Raw genomic sequence first — 20346 nt, 5'->3', positions numbered from 1 at the left:
GAGACAAGTCGCGCCGTCGGGCCATAATTGAGCGTCCTCCCGCCAGGGACGGCCGCTCGAAGGGAAGCCCACATGGGGGATCGGCGCACGGGAAAGTCGCGGGACGGCATGCGGGACGGCATCGGTCGTGGCATGCGGCGTGCGGGCGGGCGGCTCACCTCCTCCCTGCGCCGCAGCGGCCCGTACGCCGCCGTCCGCGACGTCGTCTACCGGATGTACGAGCACCGGGTCGAGGCGTCGCTGCCCAAGGACGTCACCCCCCGGCACGTCGGCGTGATCCTGGACGGGAACCGGCGCTGGGCCAGGTCGATGGGTCTCACCGATGTGAGCTCCGGGCACCAGCGCGGCGCCCAGAAGATCTCCGAGCTGCTCCAGTGGAGCGCGGAGGCCGGGGTGGAGCACGTCACGCTGTGGCTGCTGTCCACCGACAACCTCAATCGTCCGGCCGTGGAACTGGACCCGCTGCTGGAGATCATCGAGAACACCGTCCGCAAGCTCGCCGCCGACGGCTGGCATGTCAAGCCCGTCGGCGCCCTCGACCTTCTGCCCGACAAGACCGCACGTGTCCTGAAAGACGCGGGTGAGGCCACATCCGACGCACCCGGCCTGATTGTGAACGTCGCGGTTGGGTATGGAGGTAGGCGTGAGATCGCTGATGCGGTGCGCTCACTGCTCATCGAGCAGGCGAGCCGGGGCACCAGCATCGAGGAACTCGCCGAGGTCCTCGACGTGGAGCACATCGCGGAGCATCTCTACACGCGCGGCCAGCCGGATCCGGACCTGGTCATCCGAACGTCGGGGGAGCAGCGTCTCTCCGGCTTCATGCTCTGGCAGAGCGCCCACTCGGAGTTCCACTTCTGCGAGGTCCACTGGCCGGACTTCCGCAAGGTCGACTTCCTCCGGGCCATGCGCTCCTACGCCGCGCGGCACCGGCGCTACGGTTCCTGACGGCCCCTTTCCGGCCCCACCGCCCGTGCGGCGGACCGGCGCGCGTACGTCCCCCATGATCAGGGAGATCGAGTGGCCACAACCTCCGCGCGCCGTCCCGGCACGTCCGGGAACCCGGTGGGGAACCCGTCAGACAGGACGGAAACACCCGTCCCGGGTCGGCGCACGTACGTCCTCGACACCAGCGTCCTGCTCGCCGACCCGGGAGCGCCGACCCGGTTCGCCGAACACGAGGTCGTACTCCCCATCGTTGTCATCTCCGAGCTGGAGGCCAAACGGCACCACCCCGAGCTCGGATACTTCGCCCGGCAGGCCCTGCGCATGCTGGACGACCTGCGCCTGCGCCATGGGCGGCTGGACGAGCCGGTCTCGGTCGCGCCGGTGTCGGGCGGGGAGCCGCTCGGCGACCAGGGCGGAACGCTCCGAGTCGAGCTGAACCACTCCGACCCGTCCGTCCTCCCGGACGGGTTCCGGCTCGGCGACAACGACACCCGCATCCTGTCGGTCGCGGCGTGGCTGGCCCAGGAGGGTCGCGACGTCGTCCTGGTCTCCAAGGACCTGCCGATGCGGGTGAAGGCGTCCGCGGTCGGCCTCACCGCCGAGGAGTACCGCGCGGAACTCGCCGTCGTCGAGTCCGGCTGGACCGGCATGCGGGAGCTGGAGGTGTCGGGCGCGACCGTCGAGGAGCTGTACGAGTCGGGAACCGTGGACCTCGACGAGGCCCGGGACCTGCCGTGCCACACGGGTCTGCGGCTGCTGTCGGAGCGTGGCTCGGCCCTCGGCCGGACGCAGCCGGACAAGTCGGTGAAGCTGGTACGCGGGGACCGGGAGGTGTTCGGGCTGCGCGGCCGGTCCGCGGAGCAGCGGATCGCCCTCGACCTGCTGATGGACGAGGACATCGGCATCGTCTCACTCGGCGGGCGGGCCGGCACCGGCAAGTCGGCCCTCGCGCTGTGCGCGGGCCTGGAGGCCGTGATGGAGCGCGGACGACACCGCAAGGTGGTGGTGTTCCGTCCCCTGTACGCGGTCGGCGGCCAGGAGCTCGGCTACCTGCCCGGCACCGAGAACGAGAAGATGTCGCCGTGGGCGCAGGCCGTCTTCGACACCCTGTCGGCGGTGACGACCCCGGAGGTCATCGACGAGGTCGTGGACCGTGACATGTTGGAGGTCCTGCCGCTCACCCACATCCGGGGCCGCTCGCTGCACGACGCGTTCGTCATCGTGGACGAGGCGCAGTCGCTGGAACGCGGCGTGCTGCTGACCGTGCTGTCGCGGATCGGCGCGGGCTCCCGGGTCGTCCTGACCCATGATGTGGCGCAGCGCGACAACCTGCGGGTCGGGCGGCACGACGGCGTCGCCGCGGTGGTGGAGAAGCTCAAGGGGCATCCGCTGTTCGCGCATGTGACGCTGACACGGTCGGAGCGGTCGCCGATCGCCGCCCTGGTCACCGACATGCTCGGCGACGTCATCGGCTGACGGGCGAGGCAGCCGGGGCGACACAGGACGAGAGAAGGGACGGGTCCCGGCGGTCCGGTGTGCGCCGGCCGCCGGGATTCGTGGTTTCGGAACGCTCGTCGGATTTCACTCCACGGAATGTGATCAAGTGGACTCGTTCCGTCAGCCTGTGATGAAGGTCACAGGTGTCGGCATGAGGGCGTGGAACCCCTGCTCTCGTTGTGGTTTCGGCGGTTCGTCCGGCCGGTTGACAACGGTCACGGCCGCAGCTTTCGTCTCGATTCGGTTGCGGAGCGACCCTCGGCCTCGGGCATTGTGTCTCCCCGTAAGCACCCCCCAGCGGTGCCGGGTCGGCGCGCGTCCCCCCATCAACGCGCGCGACGGCAGGGGGTGGAATCAGTTCGTGCGCGTGTCCATGCTCGTGCGACCGTCGGAAGGACCGCCTTGTACGGAGAGCATCCCGGCTCCCCTAGGCGAGACGATCGACAGGATTTCGACTTCCGGACCCCCGTCCAGACCGTCGACCCCTTCGCGGCGCCCCCGACGCCACCGACGCCGCAGGCGTCGCCCTCCTCGCCGCACGAGGACGACGTCAAGGTCGCGGGCAGCGTGCCGCGCCAGGCCGGCGCGCCCGCGGGCGACACCCTCGGCTTCCAGGCGTACTCCGCCGAAGGTCTCCGCGCCGGCGCTCCTGGCGAGGCGCCGCGCGACGAGCTCACTCCCGACCATCCGGCCCCCACCGACCGCACGGGCCGGGGCGGCCCCGGCAGGAGCGGCGGCAAGAAGGTCGCGGCCATCGCCGCGGGCGCCGTGGTGCTGCTCGGCGGCGGCGCCGTCGCCGTGTTCGCGCTGACCGGCGACTCCGGCGGCGGCGACAGCGCGAAGATCAGGCCCGACCGACGGACCGTCGCCGACCCTCCGCCGCCGGTGGACCCGAAGGTCTTGGAGGAGCAGCGGCGCCGGCTGGCGCTCGACCGTGCCTCCCGCGAGGCGCGCGAGGACGACGGCAAGGTCCCGTCCCTGCTCCCGAAGGGCAAACCGCTCCCCACCAAGAAGCCAGAAGACGGCGGCGGCGGTGGCAACGGCGGCGGCGGTCCGACCGGCGACCCGGTCCCGGCGGGCGAGGCGCAGAAGATCGCCAAGAGCCTGATGCCGAGATACGGGTTCTCCGGCGACGGCCAGTTCGGCTGCCTGGTGAAGTTGTGGAACAAGGAAAGCCACTGGAACGTCCACGCCGACAACCCGTCGTCGGAGGCGTACGGCATTCCGCAGGCCAACCCCGGTTCCAAGATGGCCAGCGCCGGACCCGACTGGCAGAACAACGCCACCACGCAGATCAAGTGGGGCCTCGGCTACATCAAGGGCCGCTACAAGACCCCCTGCGGCGCGTGGTCGCATTCCCAGTCGGTCGGCTGGTACTGATCCGACCCACGTCTCCGGACGCTCACCGGGGCTTCTGGGACGTGCCCGTCATCTTCAGTACGTCGAGCGCCGCGTCGAGCTGCTCGACGGTCAGCTTGCCCTCGTCGACATAGCCGCGCTCCAGCACCACCTCGCGGATGGTCCTGCGCTCGCTGAGCGCCTGCTTGGCGACCTTCGCGGCCTCCTCGTACCCGATGTAGCGGTTCAGCGGCGTCACGATGGACGGCGACGACTCGGCGTACTCGCGGAGCCGGTCGACGTTCGCCTCGATGCCGTCGACACAGCGGTCGGCGAGCAGCCGTGACGCGTTCGCCAGCAGGGTGATCGACTCCAGGACGTTGCGGGCCAGCATCGGCAGCGTCACGTTCAGCTCGAAGGCGCCGGACGCGCCGCCGAACGCGACCGCCGCGTCGTTCCCGACCACCTGCGCGGCGACCTGCGCGACCGCCTCCGGGATCACCGGGTTCACCTTGCCCGGCATGATGGACGAGCCGGGCTGCAGGTCCGGCAGCCGGATCTCGGCGAGCCCGGCGCGCGGGCCGGAGCCCATCCAGCGCAGATCGTTGACGATCTTGGTGAGGCTCACCGCGACGGTGCGGAGCGCGCCGCTCGCCTCCACCAGGCCGTCCCGGGCGCCCTGCGCCTCGAAGTGGTCGCGGGCCTCGGTCAGCGGCAGCCCGGTGGCCCGCGCGATCTCCGCGATGACGAGGCCGCCGAAGCCGTCCGGGGTGTTGATGCCGGTGCCGACGGCGGTGCCGCCGAGCGGCAGCTCCGCCAGTCGCGGCAGGACGGCCTCCAGCCGCTCCACACCATGCCCGACCTGCGCCGCGTATCCGCCGAACTCCTGGCCGAGCGTCACGGGCGTCGCGTCCATCAGGTGGGTGCGGCCCGCCTTCACGACCGTCGCGAACTCGGCGGCCTTGCGGTCCAGCGCGTCCCGTAGATGCCGCAGCGCGGGGATCAGGTCGCCGAGGACGGCTCCGGTGGCCGCGATGTGGATGGACGAAGGGAACACGTCGTTCGACGACTGAGAGGCGTTCACATGGTCGTTGGGGTGGACGGGACGCCCCAGCCGTTCCTCCGCCAACGTCGCGACGACCTCGTTCGCGTTCATGTTGGACGACGTCCCGGACCCGGTCTGGAACACGTCGATCGGGAACTGGTCGTTCCATCTGCCGTCCGCGACCTCGCGGGCGGCCTCGGCGATCGCGGCGGCGAGGTCGGCGTCCAGGACCCCCAGTTCCGCGTTCACCGTCGCCGCGGCGGCCTTGATGTGGCCGAGCGCGGCGATGTGCGCGGGCTCCAGCGTCCGTCCCGAGATCGGGAAGTTCTCCACCGCGCGTTGCGTCTGCGCCCGCCATTTCGCGGCCGCCGGAACCCGGACCTCGCCCATCGAGTCGTGCTCGACGCGGAACTCCCGCTCGTCCATGCAAGCCTCCCCTTCGCGTCCTGAGCCGCCACTCATGGCAGCCGGATGGGTGGCTCCCGCATTCCCCAAGGTGGGGTGTGTCACTCCTTGGTGAGCGTGTAGTTCTTGCGTTCGCCGGGGGTGCCGAGGGGTTTGCGGCGCCCGTTGACCCAGATGTCGCAGGCGGACGCGTCGTAGATGACCGCGTTGAGGCGTGGCTGGTCGTACCGGCGGGCCTCGCCCTCCCGCAGGGTCTCGTCGCTGAGCACGGCGCCGTCCGGGACCGACACGAAGACCTTGCAGACGGAGTTGCGGGCGCGGATGGTCAGCGTGCTGTTCGCGACGCCGGCCGGGATGTCCTGCGCGTCGCCCGCCGGACTGGACGACGCCTCGGTCGGGGTCGGTCCCGAGTTCTGCCGTGTCATGCCGATGATGAGGGCGGCGGCGCCGATCCCGCAGGACGCCACGGTCGCGCCGAGCAGCCCGATCACGACCATCACGCGGTACCGGGGCGTCTGCGCGCGCCGCGCGGACCGGGGGCCGGTGAGGACCCGGTCGAGCCGGTCGACCGCGCGGGCGTGGCTGAGCCGGCGGGTCGGGTTCTTCTCCAGCAACCCGACGATCACCGGCGTGAGTTCGCCCGCGTTCTGCGGGGCGGGCGGCGACTCGTTGGCGAGCGCGCTCAGCGTCGCCATGACGTTCTCGCGTTCGAACGGCGGATGGCCCTCCAGCGCGGCGAACAGCGTCGCGCCGAGCGACCACAGGTCGGAACGCGGCGTCGCCCGCTCCCCGGCGGCCACCTCGGGCGCGACGTACGCGGGCGAGCCCATGAAGTGGCCCGTCTTCGTCAGGCTGGCCGAGCCGGAGGAGTAGGCCAGGCCGAAGTCGGTCAGGACGACGCGGTCGCCGTCCAGGATCACGTTGCTCGGTTTCAGGTCGCGGTGCACGATCCCGGCCTTGTGCGCGGTGCTGAGCGCGTCCAGCAGCGCGCGGCCGATGTGCGCGACGCGTTCGGGCGGCATCGGCCCCGACCGTTCGATGAGCTGTTCGAGGCTCGGCGCCTCGATCATCTCCATCACGATCCAGGGGCGCCCCTGCTCGATGACGACGTCGTACACCTCGACGATGGAGTGCGTGCGCAACTGTGCCGGCGCACGTGCCTCCCGGAGGGTGCGGCGGTAGAAGACCACCCGGTCGTCCTCGGAGAGGTTCTCGGGGACCCGCAGCTCCTTGATCGCGACGGAGCGATCCAGAAGCTCGTCGTGCCCTCTCCACACGATGCCGTTGGCACCCTTGCCTATTTCCGAGACCAGCCGGTAGCGCGTCGCGAGAACGAGGCGCTCTGACTGTGACATGGCGGAAAAGATACCGGAGTGGCCCGGTGGACATCCCGGAGACGGCATGACCAATGTGGATTTCGGGCCAGTAATGTGGCCTTCCGGCAAGAAACCTCCGGAACGGGCGTCAGCGGCGGCCGATGCCGAGGACGGGTCCGGTGGTGTCGGCGAAGAAGTCCTCGCCCTTGTCGTCCACCACGATGAACGCGGGGAAGTCCTCGACCTCGATCTTCCAGACCGCCTCCATGCCCAGCTCCGGGTACTCCAGGACCTCCACCTTCTTGATGCAGTCCTGGGCGAGCCGGGCGGCGGGGCCGCCGATCGAGCCGAGGTAGAAGCCGCCGTGCTCCTTGCAGGCGTCGGTGACCTGCTTGGACCGGTTGCCCTTGGCCAGCATGACCAGCGAGCCTCCGGCGGCCTGGAACTGCTCGACGTAGGAGTCCATCCGCCCGGCCGTGGTCGGGCCGAACGACCCGGACGCGTAACCCTCCGGGGTCTTGGCCGGGCCCGCGTAGTAGACGGCGTGGTCGCGCAGGTACTGCGGCATCGGCTCGCCCGCGTCCAGCCGCTCCTTGATCTTGGCGTGCGCGATGTCGCGGGCCACGACGAGCGGCCCGGTCAGCGACAGCCGCGTCTTCACCGGGTACCGGGTCAGCTCGGCGCGGATCTCGTCCATCGGACGGTTCAGGTCGATCCGGACGACCTCGTCGTCCAGGTGCTCGTCGGTCGTGTCGGGGAGGTACTGCGCCGGGTCGGTCTCCAGCCGCTCCAGGAACACGCCCTCCGCGGTGATCTTGGCGAGGGCCTGCCGGTCGGCGCTGCACGACACCGCGATCGCCACCGGGCAGGACGCGCCGTGCCGGGGAAGCCGGATCACCCGGACGTCGTGGCAGAAGTACTTGCCGCCGAACTGCGCGCCGATGCCGAGCCTGCGCGTCAGCTCGAACACCTGGAGTTCCAGCTCCAGGTCGCGGAAGCCGTGCCCGAGCGGCGAACCCTCGGTCGGCAGCGCGTCCAGGTAGTGGGCGGAGGCGTACTTGGCGGTCTTCAACGCGTACTCGGCGGACGTGCCGCCGACGACGATCGCCAGGTGGTAGGGCGGGCACGCGGCCGTGCCGAGCGAACGGATCTTCTCCTCCAGGAAGGACATCATCCGCTTCGGGTTCAGGACGGCCTTGGTCTCCTGGTACAGGAACGACTTGTTCGCGCTGCCGCCGCCCTTGGCCATGAACAGGAACTTGTACGCCTCACCGGGCGCCGCGTACAGCTCGATCTGCGCGGGCAGGTTCGTGCCGGTGTTCTTCTCGTCCCACATCGTCACCGGCGCCATCTGCGAGTAGCGCAGGTTCAGCTTCGTGTACGCGTCGTACACGCCGCGCGAGATGTGCTCCTCGTCGTTCCCGTCGGTCAGGACGTGCTGGCCGCGCTTCCCCATCACGATCGCGGTGCCGGTGTCCTGGCACATCGGCAGGACGCCACCGGAGGAGATCCCCGCGTTCTTCAGCAGGTCCAGCGCCACGAACCGGTCGTTGGGGGACGCCTCGGGGTCGTCCAGGATCCGGCGGAGCTGCGCCAGATGCGCCGGACGCAGCAGGTGCGAGATGTCGCGCATCGCGGTCTCGGTCAGCAACCGCAGAGCCTCCGGCTCGACCTGGAGGAACGTCCGCCCGTTCGCCTGGAAGGTGGCGACGCCGTCCGTGGTGAGCAGCCGGTAGTCGGTGTCGTCCGGGCCGAGCGGCAGCAGGTCGGTGAAGGAGAACTCAGGCATCTCAGGAAGATCCTCGCGCGATGACGATGGGGGTCGCCTCACAGGTTACGGGTTCGGCCGGGACGGGTTCAGCAGGGGCGGGGCCAACCGAGCCGGGTTCGGTCGGGGCGGGCTCGCGGGGGGCGGTCCGGGCGCATAGGCCGACGACGACGCCCGCCGCGACCAGGGCGGCGCCGGTCAGGTCGGCGAGGCTCGGCCGGGCGATGCCGAGCACCACCGTCGTGATCACCGCGCTGATCGGGATCACCCCGGCGAACAGCCCGGCGCGGTCGGCGCCGAGCCGTCCGATCGAGCCGTACCAGAGCAGGAACGCGATCGTCGTGACGAACACCGACAGGTACGCGAAGCCCGCCAGCTCGCCCGCCGTGGGGGTGCGCACGACGCCCGTCCCGTCCACGGCGAGGCCGACGACCAGCAGCATCGGCGCGGCGAGCGCGGTCGAGTAGGCCGAGACGCGCAGCGGGCCGAGGCGCGGCAGCAGCGGCACCGCCAGCAGCGAGAAGCAGACCTCCCCGGCCAGCGCGCCCAGCGAGAGCAGCAGGCCGCGGACGCTGCCGCTGCCGAGCCCGTTGGCGAGCGCGGCGCCGGACGCCACCACGCACGCCGCCAGGACGAGCATCGGGGCCGGGCGGCGTCCGTCCATCAGCGGGCCGATCAGCGCCAGCACGATCGGGACCGTCGCGATCACCGTGCCGATCGTGGCCGGGCTCGTGTCCCGCGTGGCGGCGACGATGCAGACGTTGAACGCGACCAGGCCCGTGCTCGCCAGGGCCGCGAGCAGCAGCCAGTCCCGAAGGGAGGGGCGGGTCGGGGACGGGCGCGGCGCCGCCGAACGCCGGGCGGGACGACCGGCGAACCGGACCACGGCCAGCAGCACCAGGGCCGCGACCGTGTACCGCGCCGCCTGGCCGCCGAAGACGGGGTAGTCGGCGATGGTCGCCGACACGGCGGTCAGCGATCCGACCAGGAACATCGCGGATCCGGCACCGATCATGCCGCGCTGGTGGGAGGAGTTCATGAGCGGAACGCTAGAAGTCCGCTTGGCCCATCCAACAGTGCCAATCGAGGCCGGTGAGAATGGGCCATTAGACGTTGCGTGACGGCGCACTCCCTCTTGACGCTGAGAGTCATGTGACCGACCTTCATCTCCCGATCGACCGGTCCGCCGGTCGGCTCGCGGCGCAGATCGCGGCGGGCTTCCGCGCGGCCGTGCGCGCCGGACGGCTGACCGCCGGAACGCGACTGCCGTCCAGCCGCGACCTCGCCCGCGATCTGGACGTCTCCCGCGGCGTCGTCGTCGCCGCCTACGAGCAGCTGACCGCCGAGGGATTCCTGGTCGCGCGGCGCGGCGACGGCACCCGCATAGCCCCGCTGGCCCGCCCCGACTGCCGTCCCACCGGCGCGCCCCCCGACACGGCGCGCGGCGCGTCGGGTGGCGCGTCGGGTGGCGTGTCGGGTGGTGCGTCGGGAGGTGGGGCGCGTTCGGCCCGCGACCCCCGGCCGGACGCCACGCTCCCGTACGACCTGTGGCCGAGCAAACCGGACCTGTCGGCCTTCCCACGCGAACGCTGGATCGCCGCCGCCCGCGCCGCGCTGCGCACGCTCCCGCACGACGCGCTGACCTACCCCGACCCCGCCGGCATCCCCGCCCTGCGCGCCGAACTCGCCGACTACCTCGGGCGGGTCCGGGCGGCCCATGCCGACGCCGACCGTGTCGTGATCATGAACGGGGTGGCGCACGCGCTGTCCGCGCTGCTGCGCACCCTGCGCGCCGACGGCCATCCCGTCCTCGCCGTCGAGGACCCGACCAGCGACCGGCAGTTGCCGATGCTGGACGCGTCCGGCCTGCGCGTGGTCCGCGTCCCCGTCGACGCGGACGGGCTGGACGTCGCCGCCCTCGCCCGCACCGGGGCGCGGGCCGTCCTCGTCACCCCCGCGCACCAGTACCCGACCGGTGTGGTGCTGTCCGCCCGCCGCCGCGCCCAGCTGATCGCGTGGGCCAGGGACGTCGACGGCCTGATCCTGGAGGACGACTACGACGCCGAGTTCCGCTACGACCGCGAACCCGTCGGCTGCCTCCAGGGCGTCGACCCGGACCGCGTCGTCCTGCTCGGCTCGGTGAGCAAGTCCCTCGCGCCCGCGCTGCGCCTCGGCTGGGCGGTCGCGCCCCCGGCCGTCGCCGGGCGGCTGCGGGAGCATCGCGGCACCACCGACCTCGGCGCGCCCGTCCTGGAGCAGTACGCGCTCGCCGAGTTCCTCCGGAGCGGCGGGTACGACCGGCATCTGCGCACGATGCGGCGGCGCTACCGGGCCCGGCGGGACGCGCTGGTCGACGCGCTGCGCGTCCACCTGCCCGGCGCCGTGGTTCACGGCGTCTCAGCGGGCATTCACCTGTACGTGGAGCTTCCCGGAGGATGCGACGAGGACGAGGTGGTGGCCCGCGCCGCCCACGCCGGGGTGTCCGTCGCCGCCGCCCGTCCCATGTGGTCGCTCGGACGCGCGGCCGGCGCCCCGCCCGCACTCGTCCTCGGATACGCGGGTCTGTCCGAGCCGCGGCTGGTCAAAGCCGCCCGACTGCTCGGCCAGGCGGTTACTCCCGGTGCTGAGGGGTAGAACGACATCCCCGAGGTAGGAGTGATCCATGAGTCTGGAAGAGGCCGCGAGGCAGCTGAGAATGGCGGGCCACGACGCGCAGGTGGCCTTCGACTGTGTCGGCCTGGGCGACCTCGAGAGAGCGCAGGAGCACGCCGTGACCCTCCGGGCCGCGGCCGACGCCGCCGAGGTGGCGCTGAGCCGCGCCCTGCGCGACCTGACGCCCGAGCAGGCCCTGGCCGAGGGCGACCGCGCCGTCCGGGCGCTGGAGATCGGCTGAACCGGCCCGCGCGTCCCATGAGTTCGTACTCTCAGCCGATGAGGCGCTTACGCATTCCCCGTACGGCGATGAGCCACATGAACGCCGCGAACACCACGAGCCCGGCCAGGTGCCCGAGGTCGGCCAGCGGCTCCAGGCCGAAGACCGCGTCGCGGACCAGTTCCACGCAGTGGTACAGCGGGTTGAGGTAGGCGGCGTTCTGTGCCCAGCCGGGTAGCGAGTCGATCGGGAAGAACGTCCCGGCGATGAGGAACAGCGGCGTCACCACCCCGGTGATCACGTAGTCGAACGAGTTGATCGACGGCACCACCGAGGACGTCCACATCCCGAACAGGCCGAAGCCGAGCGCGGTGAAGAACGTCACGAACGGCACCAGCAGCATCCCGAACGCCGGATCGAGGCCGAAGAACATCCCGACGACGATCGGCGTGCACGAGTACACCGCCGACTTCGCCGCGATCCACAGGGCCTCGGCCGTCACCAGTTCGTGGACGTCAACGGGCGCCGCGAGCATCGCGTCGTAGGTGTGCTGGAACACCCGCCGGATGTAGCCGTTGAACATCCCCGGGAACACGGACGTGAACAGCGCTGCCGTGCCGACGACGCCCGTCGCGACGAAGTCGAGGTACCTGTAGTCGCCGACCACCGCGACCAGCGAGCCGAACCCGTAGCCGAACGCCAGCAGGAAGAACGTGGGCTCCACCATCGAGGCGAACGACTGCGACCTCCAGTAACGCTTGTAGAGGGCCAGTTCGTGCCGCCAGATGCCCCGCACGGGCGCGAACTCGAACCGCCGAAGCCGAGGAGCCCGCTCGGCCCGTACCGCCGTCTGCCCGCTCATTCCACACGCTCCCCGGTGAGTACCACGAACACGTCCTCCAGGCTGGCGGCACGGCGGACGCCGTCCGGGCCCAGGTCGTCGGCCAGGGAAGGCGGCATGGTCTCGGCCTTCAGCACCGACACCGACGGGCCGGTGCGGCGCGTGGGCAGCCCGGCCGCCTGAGCGAGCCGCTCCACCTCCGCCAGCCGGTCGGGCGGCCCGTAGTGCTCGACGACCTGATCGCCCGCGTACTCGGCCACCAGGCTCGCCGGTGAGCCGCGGGCGATGACGCGGCCGTGCGACATCAGCGCGCACTCGTCCGCGAGCCGTTCGGCCTCCTCGATGTAGTGCGTGGACATCAGCACGGTCGTGCCGCCCGCCCGCAGCCCGTCGATCAGGCCCCATAGCTCCGCGCGGACCTGCGGGTCGAGGCCGACGGTCGGCTCGTCCAGCAGCACCAGCGCGGGACGGTGCACCAGGCCACGGGCGATCAGCAGCCGCCGCCGCATACCGCCGGACAGGTCGTCCACCTTGGTCGACTGCCGCTCGGTCAGGTGCGCGAGGGCCAGCGCGTCGTCCACGGCCTGCCGCCGCGCCCGGCGCGGCACCCGGTACAGGTGCGCGAACACCTCCAGGTTCTCGCGGGCGGTCAGCTCCTCGTCGAGGTTGTCCTGCTGCGGGACGACCCCCATCGCGGCCCGCGCGCGCTTGGACTCCTCCGGGACGCGGAAGCCGAGCACGTGGATGCTGCCCACGGTGGCGATCGCCTGCGCGGTGAGCATCTTCATCGTGGTCGACTTCCCGGCGCCGTTAGGGCCGAGCAGCCCCAGGCAGATGCCCGGGGGGACGTCCAGGTCGAGCCCGTTCACCGCGGTGAAGTCCCCGAAGCGCTTCACCACGCCGCGCAGCCTGATCGCCATCTCCTCGGGCGACCCGGAGGAATCCTCCTGATCAGAGGCGGTCTGTGCACGTTGCACGGTCATTCCCTCACATTAAGGAGTCGGGTGGGCTCGGCCCCAATGGTTTTCTCGCGGTGGGCCGTGATCGCGCCGGTTAACCTCGTGATGTGGACGTCCCCCAGCGAGATCGTGAACCGCGTCCGGCCACCCGTAGGACCGGGAAGGTGACGAGCGTGCGCGACCTGCGCGCGTCCGACGCCGACCGCGAACGTGTCGTCGCCGTCCTCAGTGAGGCGGTCGCGGACGGGCGCCTCACCGCCGACGAGCACGCCGACCGGGTCTCCCGCGCCTACGCCGCCCGCACCCTGGGCGAACTCACCGGTCTCACCGGCGACCTCGGCCCGGAGGAGTCCCAGCCGATCCTCGTGGACGACCGTCCCGTTTCGGTCCTGTTCGGCCGCACCCGCCGGGACGGGCGCTGGGTCGTCCCGGTGAAGCTTCCCCTGCTCGCCCTGTTCGGGACGGTCGAACTGGACCTGCGCGAGGCCGTCCTCCAGCGCCGCCACATCGTGGTCGAGTCGATGGTCCTCGGCGGCCGGATCCGGCTGCTCGTGCCCGTGGGCGTCCGCGTCGACGTCACCGGGCGCACCATCCTCACCGCCCGCGACCTGCGGGACCGGCCCGACAACGACGGCCCGACCATCGAGATCGGCGGCACCATGATCTTCGGCTCGGTCCGCGCCCAGGCGCCCAGACGCACGCTGCGCGCCCGCGTCCGTGGCCGCCTCGGCCGGAAGAGGTAGGGCCGGAAGAGGTAGGGCCGGAAGAGGTAGGGCCGGAAGAGGTAGGGGCGAGGGAGGTGGGGCCGCGGACGGCGGGCGTCCGCGGCCGTCCGTCACACCGCGGTGTCGAAGTTGATGGAGCTGTAGGCGCGCAGCTTGCCGAGCTGGTGCTCGCTGGAGATCATCCGGATGGTGCCGCTGCGCGAGCGCATGACGAGGGAGTTCGTGACGGCCGTGCCCTTGCGGTAGCGGACGCCGTCGACCAGCTCGCCGTCGGTGATGCCGGTCGCGGCGAAGAACACGTCGTCCGAGGTCACCAGGTCGTCGGTGGTCAGCACCCGGCCGAGGTCGTGACCCGCGTCGATCGCCTTGCGCCGCTCCTCCTCGTCCCGTGGCCACAGCCGGCCCTGGACCACCCCGCCCAGCGCCTTGATCGCGCACGCCGCGATGATGCCCTCGGGCGTGCCGCCTATGCCGAGCAGCAGGTCGACGCCCGTGTGCGGACGGCACGCCATGATCGCGCCGGCCACGTCGCCGTCCATGATGAACTTGATCCGCGCGCCCGCCTCGCGGACCTCCTTGACGATGCCCTCGTGCCGGGGACGGTCCAGGATGCAGACGGTCACGTCGTGGGGTGAGGAGCCCTTGGCGCGGGCGATCGCGCGGATGTTGTCGGCGATCGGACGTTCGATGTCGACGACGTCGGCGGCCTCCGGGCCCGTCACGAGCTTCTCCATGTAGAACACGGCGGACGGGTCGAACATCGACCCGCGCGGCGCCACCGACAGCACCGCGATCGCGTTGTTCATGCCGAGCGCGGTGAGCCGCGTCCCGTCCACCGGGTCCACGGCGACGTCGCACTCGGCGCCGGAGCCGTCCCCGACCTCCTCGCCGTTGTACAGCATCGGCGCGTTGTCCTTCTCACCCTCGCCGATCACGACGACACCGCGCATGGACACGGTGTTGATGAGCTGGCGCATCGCGTTCACCGCGGCACCGTCGGCGCCGTTCTTGTCCCCGCGGCCGACCCAGCGGGCCGCGGCCATGGCGGCGGCCTCGGTCACCCGTACCAGCTCCAACGCCAGGTTCCGGTCCGGGGCCGCGGGTTCGGTCGTGAGCGGAGAGGAAACGGTGGACTCATCGGTCATGACGGCGCGGCCCCCTTGTTGGGTGGTGAACACGTTCTGTTGTGACTTCGGATTCTCCGTGGACCGGACGTCCTGCAACAAATTGGACCAGACCAGCGGGTCACCGGTCGTACCGGCACGGATGGCGTGTTCAGGTCGCCGCGACGGTGTAGCCGGAAGTGACGGCCGCACGGGGAAGGGATGTTTCCCCCTGGGAGAGGGCGTAATCTCAGGCATCATGAGCAGCCATATCGACGTTCCGCCCGGTGGGGTGACCCGCACCGAAGGCGCGGCGCCCGCCGACGTTCCCGCGCGCAGTTCCGACCGCGGGGCGGCCACCCGCGGCGCCCTGCTCGCCGCGGCGAGGGACGTCTTCTGCGAGTCGGGGTTCGCCCAGGCCGCGGTGACCGACATCGTCGCGAAGGCGGGCGCGAGCGTCGGCAGCCTGTACCACCACTTCAGCGGTAAGGCCGATCTGTACCTGACGCTGTACGAGAACTTCCAGAACAGCCAGCAGGTGCGGACCCGCCAGGCGATCAACGCCGTGCGGGAGGCGGGCGTGACCGACCCGATGCAGCAGTTCCTCGCCGGGGCCACCGCCTACTTCGACGGCTGCATCAAGGAGCGCGACGTCGCGCGGCTGTTCATCTCCGGCGACGGCCCGCCCGGCTTCGACCGGGTGATGCGGCAGCGGCTCGGCACCTGGGCACGCCGCAACGCCGCCCTGTTCAACACCGCCGACGGCGGTGTCGACGAGGCCCTGGTCATGGTGCTGACCGGCGCGATGGCGGGGGCGGTGTCGGAGGTCTCGCTGATGGACGACGAGGACGCCGCCCGCAGGCTCGCCGACGAGATCGTGGCCATTCTCGGCACGATCAGGAACCCCCGTACGGGGCACGGCTGACCGTACGGGATCCTGGAAGGGTGACCGACAAGAGGCAGTCCTCCGTCTCGGACACGGAGGCACAGCGCGCGGACGCTTCTCAGGACGCACATGAGGACGCCCCCGGGGACGTCCCCGAGGGTGCTCCCGCCGGGCGTCCCGTGATCGAGGTGAGTCCGGGCACGCACAAGCGGCTGACCACCGGGCTCGGCGGCTTCACCATGGCGATGGGCGCCTGCCTGCTGCTCGTGCTGGTGATCTACGCCATCACGCCGCGCAGCGACGAGGAGGTCCTGCCGACCGTCGACTACGGCTCGCAGCTGTGGGTGATGCGCAACGACGCGCCCTACACGGTGCACGCGCCCGAGGGGCTCCCCGCCCGGTGGCGCCCGACCAGCTCTCGCGTCCACGGTCTGGACGGCGCGGACAAGCAGAAGCCCGTCGCCTGGCATCTGGGCTTCGTGACGCCGAACGACGAGTACGCGGCCCTGGAGCAGAGCAACGAGAAGGCGTCCGAGTACGTCCCGCGCATGGCCAACAGCAGCAAACCCACCGGGACGCACCAGGTCAACGGCGTCGCCTGGACGAAGTACCACCGCAAGGACAAGAAGGCGAACTCCCTCGCCCGGACCCTCCCGGACGGCGTGAGCATCGTGGTGACCGGCACGGCGTCCTACGAGGAGCTGGCGGTCCTCGCCGCGTCCCTGAAGCCGCAGACCAAGAACGGCGCCGGGCTGACGCCCAAGGCGACCGCCACTCCGGGGTCCTGACCGACCCGGACGGCGTGATCAGAACGGGGCGGCCGAGTCGCCGTTACCCGGCCGTTCGAGGGCGGCGGCCAGCCGGGCCCGTGCGCCCTCCAGCCACTCCTCACAGATCGCCGCGAGCTTCTCGCCCCGCTCCCACAGGCCGAGCGACTCCTCCAGCGTCAGCCCGCCCGCCTCCAGCCGCTTGACGACGTCCGCCAGTTCGTCGCGTGCCTGCTCGTACGACGGCTTGTCCGCCGTCCCCTTCTCGTCCGCCACCTGCCCCACCCTACGGTCCTTCGCTCACGAGTCCGCGCGTTCGGTGACCGTGACCCCGAGACGGCCGGAGGCCAGCCGCACCTGGAGCCGCTCGCCGTCCCGCACCGCCGACGACTCCCGCACGACCGACGCGTCGTCCCGCTGAACGATCGCGTAGCCGCGTTCGAGGGTCGCGGCGGGGGAGAGGGTCAGCAGCCGGGCACGGGTGTGGGCCAGCTGGTCACCGGCCCGGTCCAGCGCGCCGGACAGGCAGCGCCGCGACCGGTCCCGTAGCGCCATGACCTGTTCGGACTGCCGTTCGATCTCCCGTACCGGGTCGGCCAGCGCGGGCCGCGACCGGATCGACCGCAGCCACGCCTCCTCCCGCTCCAGCCCGCCCGCCAGACAGCGCCGTCCCCGGTCGCGCAGTTGCCGGACGAGCTGAAGCTGCTCCCGGACGTCGGGAACCGTCTTCTTCGCCGCGTCGGTCGGAGTGGACGCCCGCACGTCCGCGACCAGGTCCAGGATCGGGGAGTCCTGCTCGTGCCCGATGGCGCTGACAACGGGAGTACGGGCCGCGGACACCGCGCGGACGAGCGCCTCGTCCGAGAACGGCAGCAGATCCTCCATCGCGCCACCGCCCCGCGCGATGATGATCACGTCGATCTCCGGGTCGGCGTCCAGCGCGCCGAGCGCCTCCATCACCTCGCCGACCGCGTACGAGCCCTGCACCGCGGTGTTCTCGACCCGGAACGCCACCGCCGGCCACCGCCGCCGCGCGTTCTGCAACACGTCGTGCTCGGCGTCGGAGTCACGGCCGCAGATCAGCCCGATCTTGCCGGGCAGAAACGGCAGCGGCCGCTTACGCTCGGGCCGGAACAGCCCCTCGGCCGCCAACACCCGCTTGAGCCGTTCCAACCGGGCCAGCAGCTCCCCGACGCCGACCGGCCGGACCTCCAGAACGCTGAGCGAGAACGTCCCCCGGTTGATCCAGAAGTCGGGCTTGGCATGGACGACCACGCGGGCGCCGTCCGTCACCGCCGGCCCGGCCGCCTCGAACACGGCACGCGGCCCGACGACCCGCACCGACATGTTCGCCACCGGGTCGCGAAGCGTCATGTAAACCGTCCCGCCGCGGGCGTTCAGGTCGGTGATCTGCCCCTCGACCCAGATACGGCCGAGCCGACCGATCCAGCCACTCACCGCCTGCAGAACCGTCCGCACCGGGACAGGGGACTCCGCCGTGGTCTCCATCGCCATGCAGAAAGCCTATTTACTACAGGCCCGGCTGTGTTTATTGCAGGCACGGCCCACTTCGCTCGCCTGGCGGCTCGCTGCGTGACCGTTCCTGGGCGAACGCGACATCGCTTCGCGATCCGCCCGGCTGCGCTCGCCTCCGGCGTCGCTGCGCCGGGCGGGTAACGCGTTCGGGTGCGGGCTGAGGTCGTTGTGTTGGTTGTAGGACCGGCGCACTTCGTTCGCCTGGCGGCTCGTTGTGTGACCGGGCCTGGGTGAACGTGCTTCGCTTTGCGATCCGCCCGGGTCGCTTGCCTTTGGCGGTGTTGCGCCGGGCGGGTCACGCGTTCGCGTGGGCTGAGGTCGCGTCGTGACAGGTTCTGGGGCGCGTTTCGTTGGGCTTTGCGTGGTCAGCTAGTGCCGTTCAGCTTTGCGATGCGGCGCTCGTACATGCGGATGACGTCCTCGCGGGCGGCGTGCTTGCGCTCGTACTCGCGCAGCAGCTTCACCTGGTCGACGGACAGGCCGCGCAGGCGCGCGCGCAGTTGCGGCAGCGTGGCGTTGTCGTAGTCGGGCACCGGAAGGCTCTCCGCTAGGCGCTCGGCCTCGGCGGGCGCGGCGGGCTTGCTCTCCGGCCTCGGCTCGAACTCCGCCTTGCCGTTCGAGCGGGCCTCGTCCTTCGGCCGGTCCCCGGTCTTGCCCGTCGATTCGGCGTGGCGCCTGCCGAGTGCGCCGGGCTTCGCGGGCTTCGGCGGCGGTCCGGGACGGGCGTGCTTCGGCGTGTGCCGCGTCCCGCCGCCCGGCTTGCCGATGGAGATCTCCTCACCGGTCGGCCGTCCCGCGTGCTTCGGCTGCGTGGGCCCCGGCTCGGGGGCGGACTTCGGCTCGGGCGCGGGTTCGGGCTCCTCGCCGTGGACGCGTTCCAGGACCCGTCCCACGACCTTCTCGGCCGTGCCCTGGACGTCGTCGCGTAGGCGTCCGAGGACCGGCTTCACGCCGCCGCCCTCGGTGATCTCCTTGAAGTCGCGGGTCACCCGGTCGCCGAGCAGCAACGCCCGGCCGACGCCGAACATGGCCAGCCGGACGGCGTGCAACGGAAGGTCACGGACCTGTTCGCCCACCGTGTCCTGTACCTGTTGTTTGAGGCGGCGCGGCGATTTCGTCATCGTCTTTCCTCTTCCTTGCCGCATCGAACACCGGATCGGTCACGCGGCATCGCTCGTCGTTGGTCACTCTGCCCCACGGGTGCGATCATGGTCACCCCGAGTTAATGGAAATCTGTCCAAAATCGGCGTGCGAAGGATCACAGCGCGTTCCACCTGGGGTTCGTCCCCACCGGGGACGGGCTCTCACCCCGTCAGGCGGGCGTCTCCCGCCGCTGTGCGGCCCCCGTGCCGTCAACTCGTACGATAGACGCATGACCGCCAACACCGAGCGCCGTGTCCTGCTCGCAAAGCCGCGTGGTTACTGCGCGGGCGTCGACCGTGCGGTGCAGACGGTCGAGATCGCCCTGGAGAAGTACGGGGCGCCGATCTATGTCCGGAAACAGATCGTCCACAACGTCCATGTCGTCAAGACGCTGGAGGAACGCGGCGCGATCTTCGTGGACGAGACCGAGGAGGTCCCCGAGGGCGCCATCGTGGTGTTCTCCGCGCACGGTGTCGCGCCCGTCGTGCACGAGGAGGCGCAGAACCTGGGTCTGCGCACCATCGACGCGACCTGCCCGCTGGTCACCAAGGTCCACAAGGAGGCCGTGCGGTTCGCCGCGCAGGGCTACGACATCCTGCTGATCGGGCACGAGGGTCACGAGGAGGTCATCGGCACCACCGGTGAGGCGCCCGACCACATCCATCTGGTGGACGGCCCGGACGACGTCGTCAACGTCACCGTCCGCGACCCGGAGAAGGTCGCGTGGCTGTCGCAGACGACACTGTCGGTCGACGAGACCGTCGCCACCGTCGAGAAGCTGCGCGAACGGTTCCCCAAGCTGACCGACCCGCCGTCCGACGACATCTGCTACGCCACGCAGAACCGGCAGGTCGCGGTTAAGGAGATGGCGGCCCTGTCCGACCTCGTCATCGTGGTCGGCTCGACGAACTCGTCCAACTCCGTGCGGCTCGTCGAGGTCGCCAAGGAGCATGGCGCGGACGACGCCCACCTCGTCGACTACGCCGAGCACATCGACCCCGCCTGGCTGGAGGGCGTCACCACCGTCGGCGTCACCAGCGGCGCGTCCGTCCCGGACGGACTGGTCCAGGACGTGCTGGCGTGGCTGTACGAGCGCGGCTTCGGTCAGGCGGAGGAGATCGAGTCCGTCTCGGAGCACATGCGCTTCTCGCTCCCGAAGGAACTCCGCAAGGACCTGCGCATCACGCCCGTCTGATC

At 71.1% G+C, this 20346-nt stretch carries 19 protein-coding genes; 9 read left to right on the top strand and 10 right to left on the bottom strand.

The features are described from left to right. The first annotated feature begins 132 nt into the window (after positions 1–132). The 3 genes from BZB76_RS23720 (at position 133) to BZB76_RS35375 (ending at position 3825) form a co-directional block, all read left to right on the top strand. A complete protein-coding gene (locus BZB76_RS23720) occupies positions 133–948 on the top strand; it encodes an isoprenyl transferase (protein WP_170180739.1) in 816 nt (271 codons plus the stop codon). Positions 949–1065: 117 nt separating this feature from the next. Beyond that, positions 1066–2424: a PhoH family protein gene (locus tag BZB76_RS23715; RefSeq protein ID WP_121436896.1), complete on the top strand. Its 1359-nt coding sequence runs from the start codon at positions 1066–1068 to the stop codon at positions 2422–2424. A 423-nt stretch (positions 2425–2847) separates the two neighbouring features. Further along, positions 2848–3825, top strand: coding sequence for an aggregation-promoting factor C-terminal-like domain-containing protein (locus BZB76_RS35375; protein ID WP_211343150.1), 978 nt, complete (start codon positions 2848–2850; stop codon positions 3823–3825). Between the two features lie 22 nt (positions 3826–3847). On the opposite strand, the gene BZB76_RS23705 is transcribed toward BZB76_RS35375, so the two are convergent. The 4 genes from BZB76_RS23705 to BZB76_RS23690 all read right to left on the bottom strand — a co-directional run bounded on the left by BZB76_RS23705 (position 3848) and on the right by BZB76_RS23690 (position 9356). After that, the gene (locus tag BZB76_RS23705; RefSeq protein WP_121436603.1) at positions 3848–5254 is read right to left on the bottom strand and encodes a class II fumarate hydratase; all 1407 of its coding nucleotides are present in this window, start codon (positions 5252–5254) and stop codon (positions 3848–3850) included. A gap of 80 nt (positions 5255–5334) precedes the next feature. Beyond that, entirely contained in the window at positions 5335–6588 is a 1254-nt protein-coding gene (locus BZB76_RS23700; RefSeq protein ID WP_170180717.1) for a serine/threonine-protein kinase, read from the bottom strand. 109 nt (positions 6589–6697) lie between these two features. Next, positions 6698–8338 (bottom strand): fumarate hydratase, encoded by a 1641-nt coding sequence (locus tag BZB76_RS23695; protein WP_121436601.1) that lies wholly within the window; start codon positions 8336–8338, stop codon positions 6698–6700. Between the two features lies 1 nt (position 8339). Further along, positions 8340–9356 (bottom strand): DMT family transporter, encoded by a 1017-nt coding sequence (locus BZB76_RS23690; protein WP_121436600.1) that lies wholly within the window; start codon positions 9354–9356, stop codon positions 8340–8342. Between the two features lie 113 nt (positions 9357–9469). Here BZB76_RS23690 and pdxR point away from each other — a divergent pair, with 113 nt between their 5' ends. Together pdxR and BZB76_RS23680 are read left to right on the top strand one after the other, a co-directional pair. After that, complete coding sequence (gene pdxR, locus BZB76_RS23685; RefSeq protein WP_121436599.1) at positions 9470–10951, top strand: MocR-like pyridoxine biosynthesis transcription factor PdxR; 1482 nt, start codon at positions 9470–9472, stop codon at positions 10949–10951. A 28-nt stretch (positions 10952–10979) separates the two neighbouring features. Then, entirely contained in the window at positions 10980–11210 is a 231-nt protein-coding gene (locus BZB76_RS23680) for a hypothetical protein (RefSeq protein ID WP_121436598.1), read from the top strand. A gap of 31 nt (positions 11211–11241) precedes the next feature. Here the strand turns inward: BZB76_RS23680 and BZB76_RS23675 are convergent, their stop codons facing one another. Both BZB76_RS23675 and BZB76_RS23670 read right to left on the bottom strand, forming a co-directional pair. Then, complete coding sequence (locus BZB76_RS23675; RefSeq protein WP_121436597.1) at positions 11242–12051, bottom strand: ABC transporter permease; 810 nt, start codon at positions 12049–12051, stop codon at positions 11242–11244. After that, entirely contained in the window at positions 12048–12950 is a 903-nt protein-coding gene (locus BZB76_RS23670) for an ABC transporter ATP-binding protein (RefSeq protein WP_211343179.1), read from the bottom strand. The genes BZB76_RS23675 and BZB76_RS23670 overlap by 4 nt, the downstream gene beginning before the upstream one ends. Positions 12951–13153: 203 nt before the next feature. On the opposite strand from BZB76_RS23670, the gene BZB76_RS23665 reads away from it, so the two are divergent. Beyond that, the gene (locus tag BZB76_RS23665; protein WP_121436596.1) at positions 13154–13732 is read left to right on the top strand and encodes a DUF1707 SHOCT-like domain-containing protein; all 579 of its coding nucleotides are present in this window, start codon (positions 13154–13156) and stop codon (positions 13730–13732) included. Positions 13733–13824: 92 nt separating this feature from the next. Here the strand turns inward: BZB76_RS23665 and glpX are convergent, their stop codons facing one another. Then, positions 13825–14859 carry a class II fructose-bisphosphatase gene (gene glpX, locus BZB76_RS23655; protein WP_121436894.1) on the bottom strand — a complete coding sequence of 345 codons (1035 nt, stop codon included), beginning with the start codon at positions 14857–14859 and terminating at the stop codon, positions 13825–13827. A gap of 217 nt (positions 14860–15076) precedes the next feature. Between glpX and BZB76_RS23650 the strand changes: the two genes are divergently transcribed. Together BZB76_RS23650 and BZB76_RS23645 are read left to right on the top strand one after the other, a co-directional pair. Then, the gene (locus BZB76_RS23650) at positions 15077–15742 is read left to right on the top strand and encodes a TetR/AcrR family transcriptional regulator (protein WP_121436595.1); all 666 of its coding nucleotides are present in this window, start codon (positions 15077–15079) and stop codon (positions 15740–15742) included. A gap of 20 nt (positions 15743–15762) precedes the next feature. Further along, positions 15763–16491: a DUF4245 domain-containing protein gene (locus tag BZB76_RS23645; protein WP_121436594.1), complete on the top strand. Its 729-nt coding sequence runs from the start codon at positions 15763–15765 to the stop codon at positions 16489–16491. Positions 16492–16509: 18 nt separating this feature from the next. Here BZB76_RS23645 and BZB76_RS23640 read toward each other — a convergent pair whose 3' ends face one another. The 3 genes from BZB76_RS23640 to BZB76_RS23630 all read right to left on the bottom strand — a co-directional run bounded on the left by BZB76_RS23640 (position 16510) and on the right by BZB76_RS23630 (position 19127). After that, positions 16510–16746, bottom strand: coding sequence for an exodeoxyribonuclease VII small subunit (locus tag BZB76_RS23640; RefSeq protein ID WP_121436893.1), 237 nt, complete (start codon positions 16744–16746; stop codon positions 16510–16512). Between the two features lie 24 nt (positions 16747–16770). Further along, a complete protein-coding gene (gene xseA / locus BZB76_RS23635; protein ID WP_121436593.1) occupies positions 16771–17985 on the bottom strand; it encodes an exodeoxyribonuclease VII large subunit in 1215 nt (404 codons plus the stop codon). Between the two features lie 386 nt (positions 17986–18371). Next, entirely contained in the window at positions 18372–19127 is a 756-nt protein-coding gene (locus tag BZB76_RS23630; RefSeq protein WP_121436592.1) for a DUF8129 domain-containing protein, read from the bottom strand. Between the two features lie 251 nt (positions 19128–19378). On the opposite strand from BZB76_RS23630, the gene BZB76_RS23625 reads away from it, so the two are divergent. After that, the gene (locus tag BZB76_RS23625; RefSeq protein ID WP_121436591.1) at positions 19379–20344 is read left to right on the top strand and encodes a 4-hydroxy-3-methylbut-2-enyl diphosphate reductase; all 966 of its coding nucleotides are present in this window, start codon (positions 19379–19381) and stop codon (positions 20342–20344) included. The last annotated feature ends 2 nt before the right edge of the window (positions 20345–20346 follow it).

Source organism: Actinomadura pelletieri DSM 43383, assembly GCF_003634705.1.
Lineage (GTDB): Bacteria > Actinomycetota > Actinomycetes > Streptosporangiales > Streptosporangiaceae > Spirillospora > Spirillospora pelletieri.
This window is presented reverse-complemented; position numbering and strand designations above follow the sequence as displayed.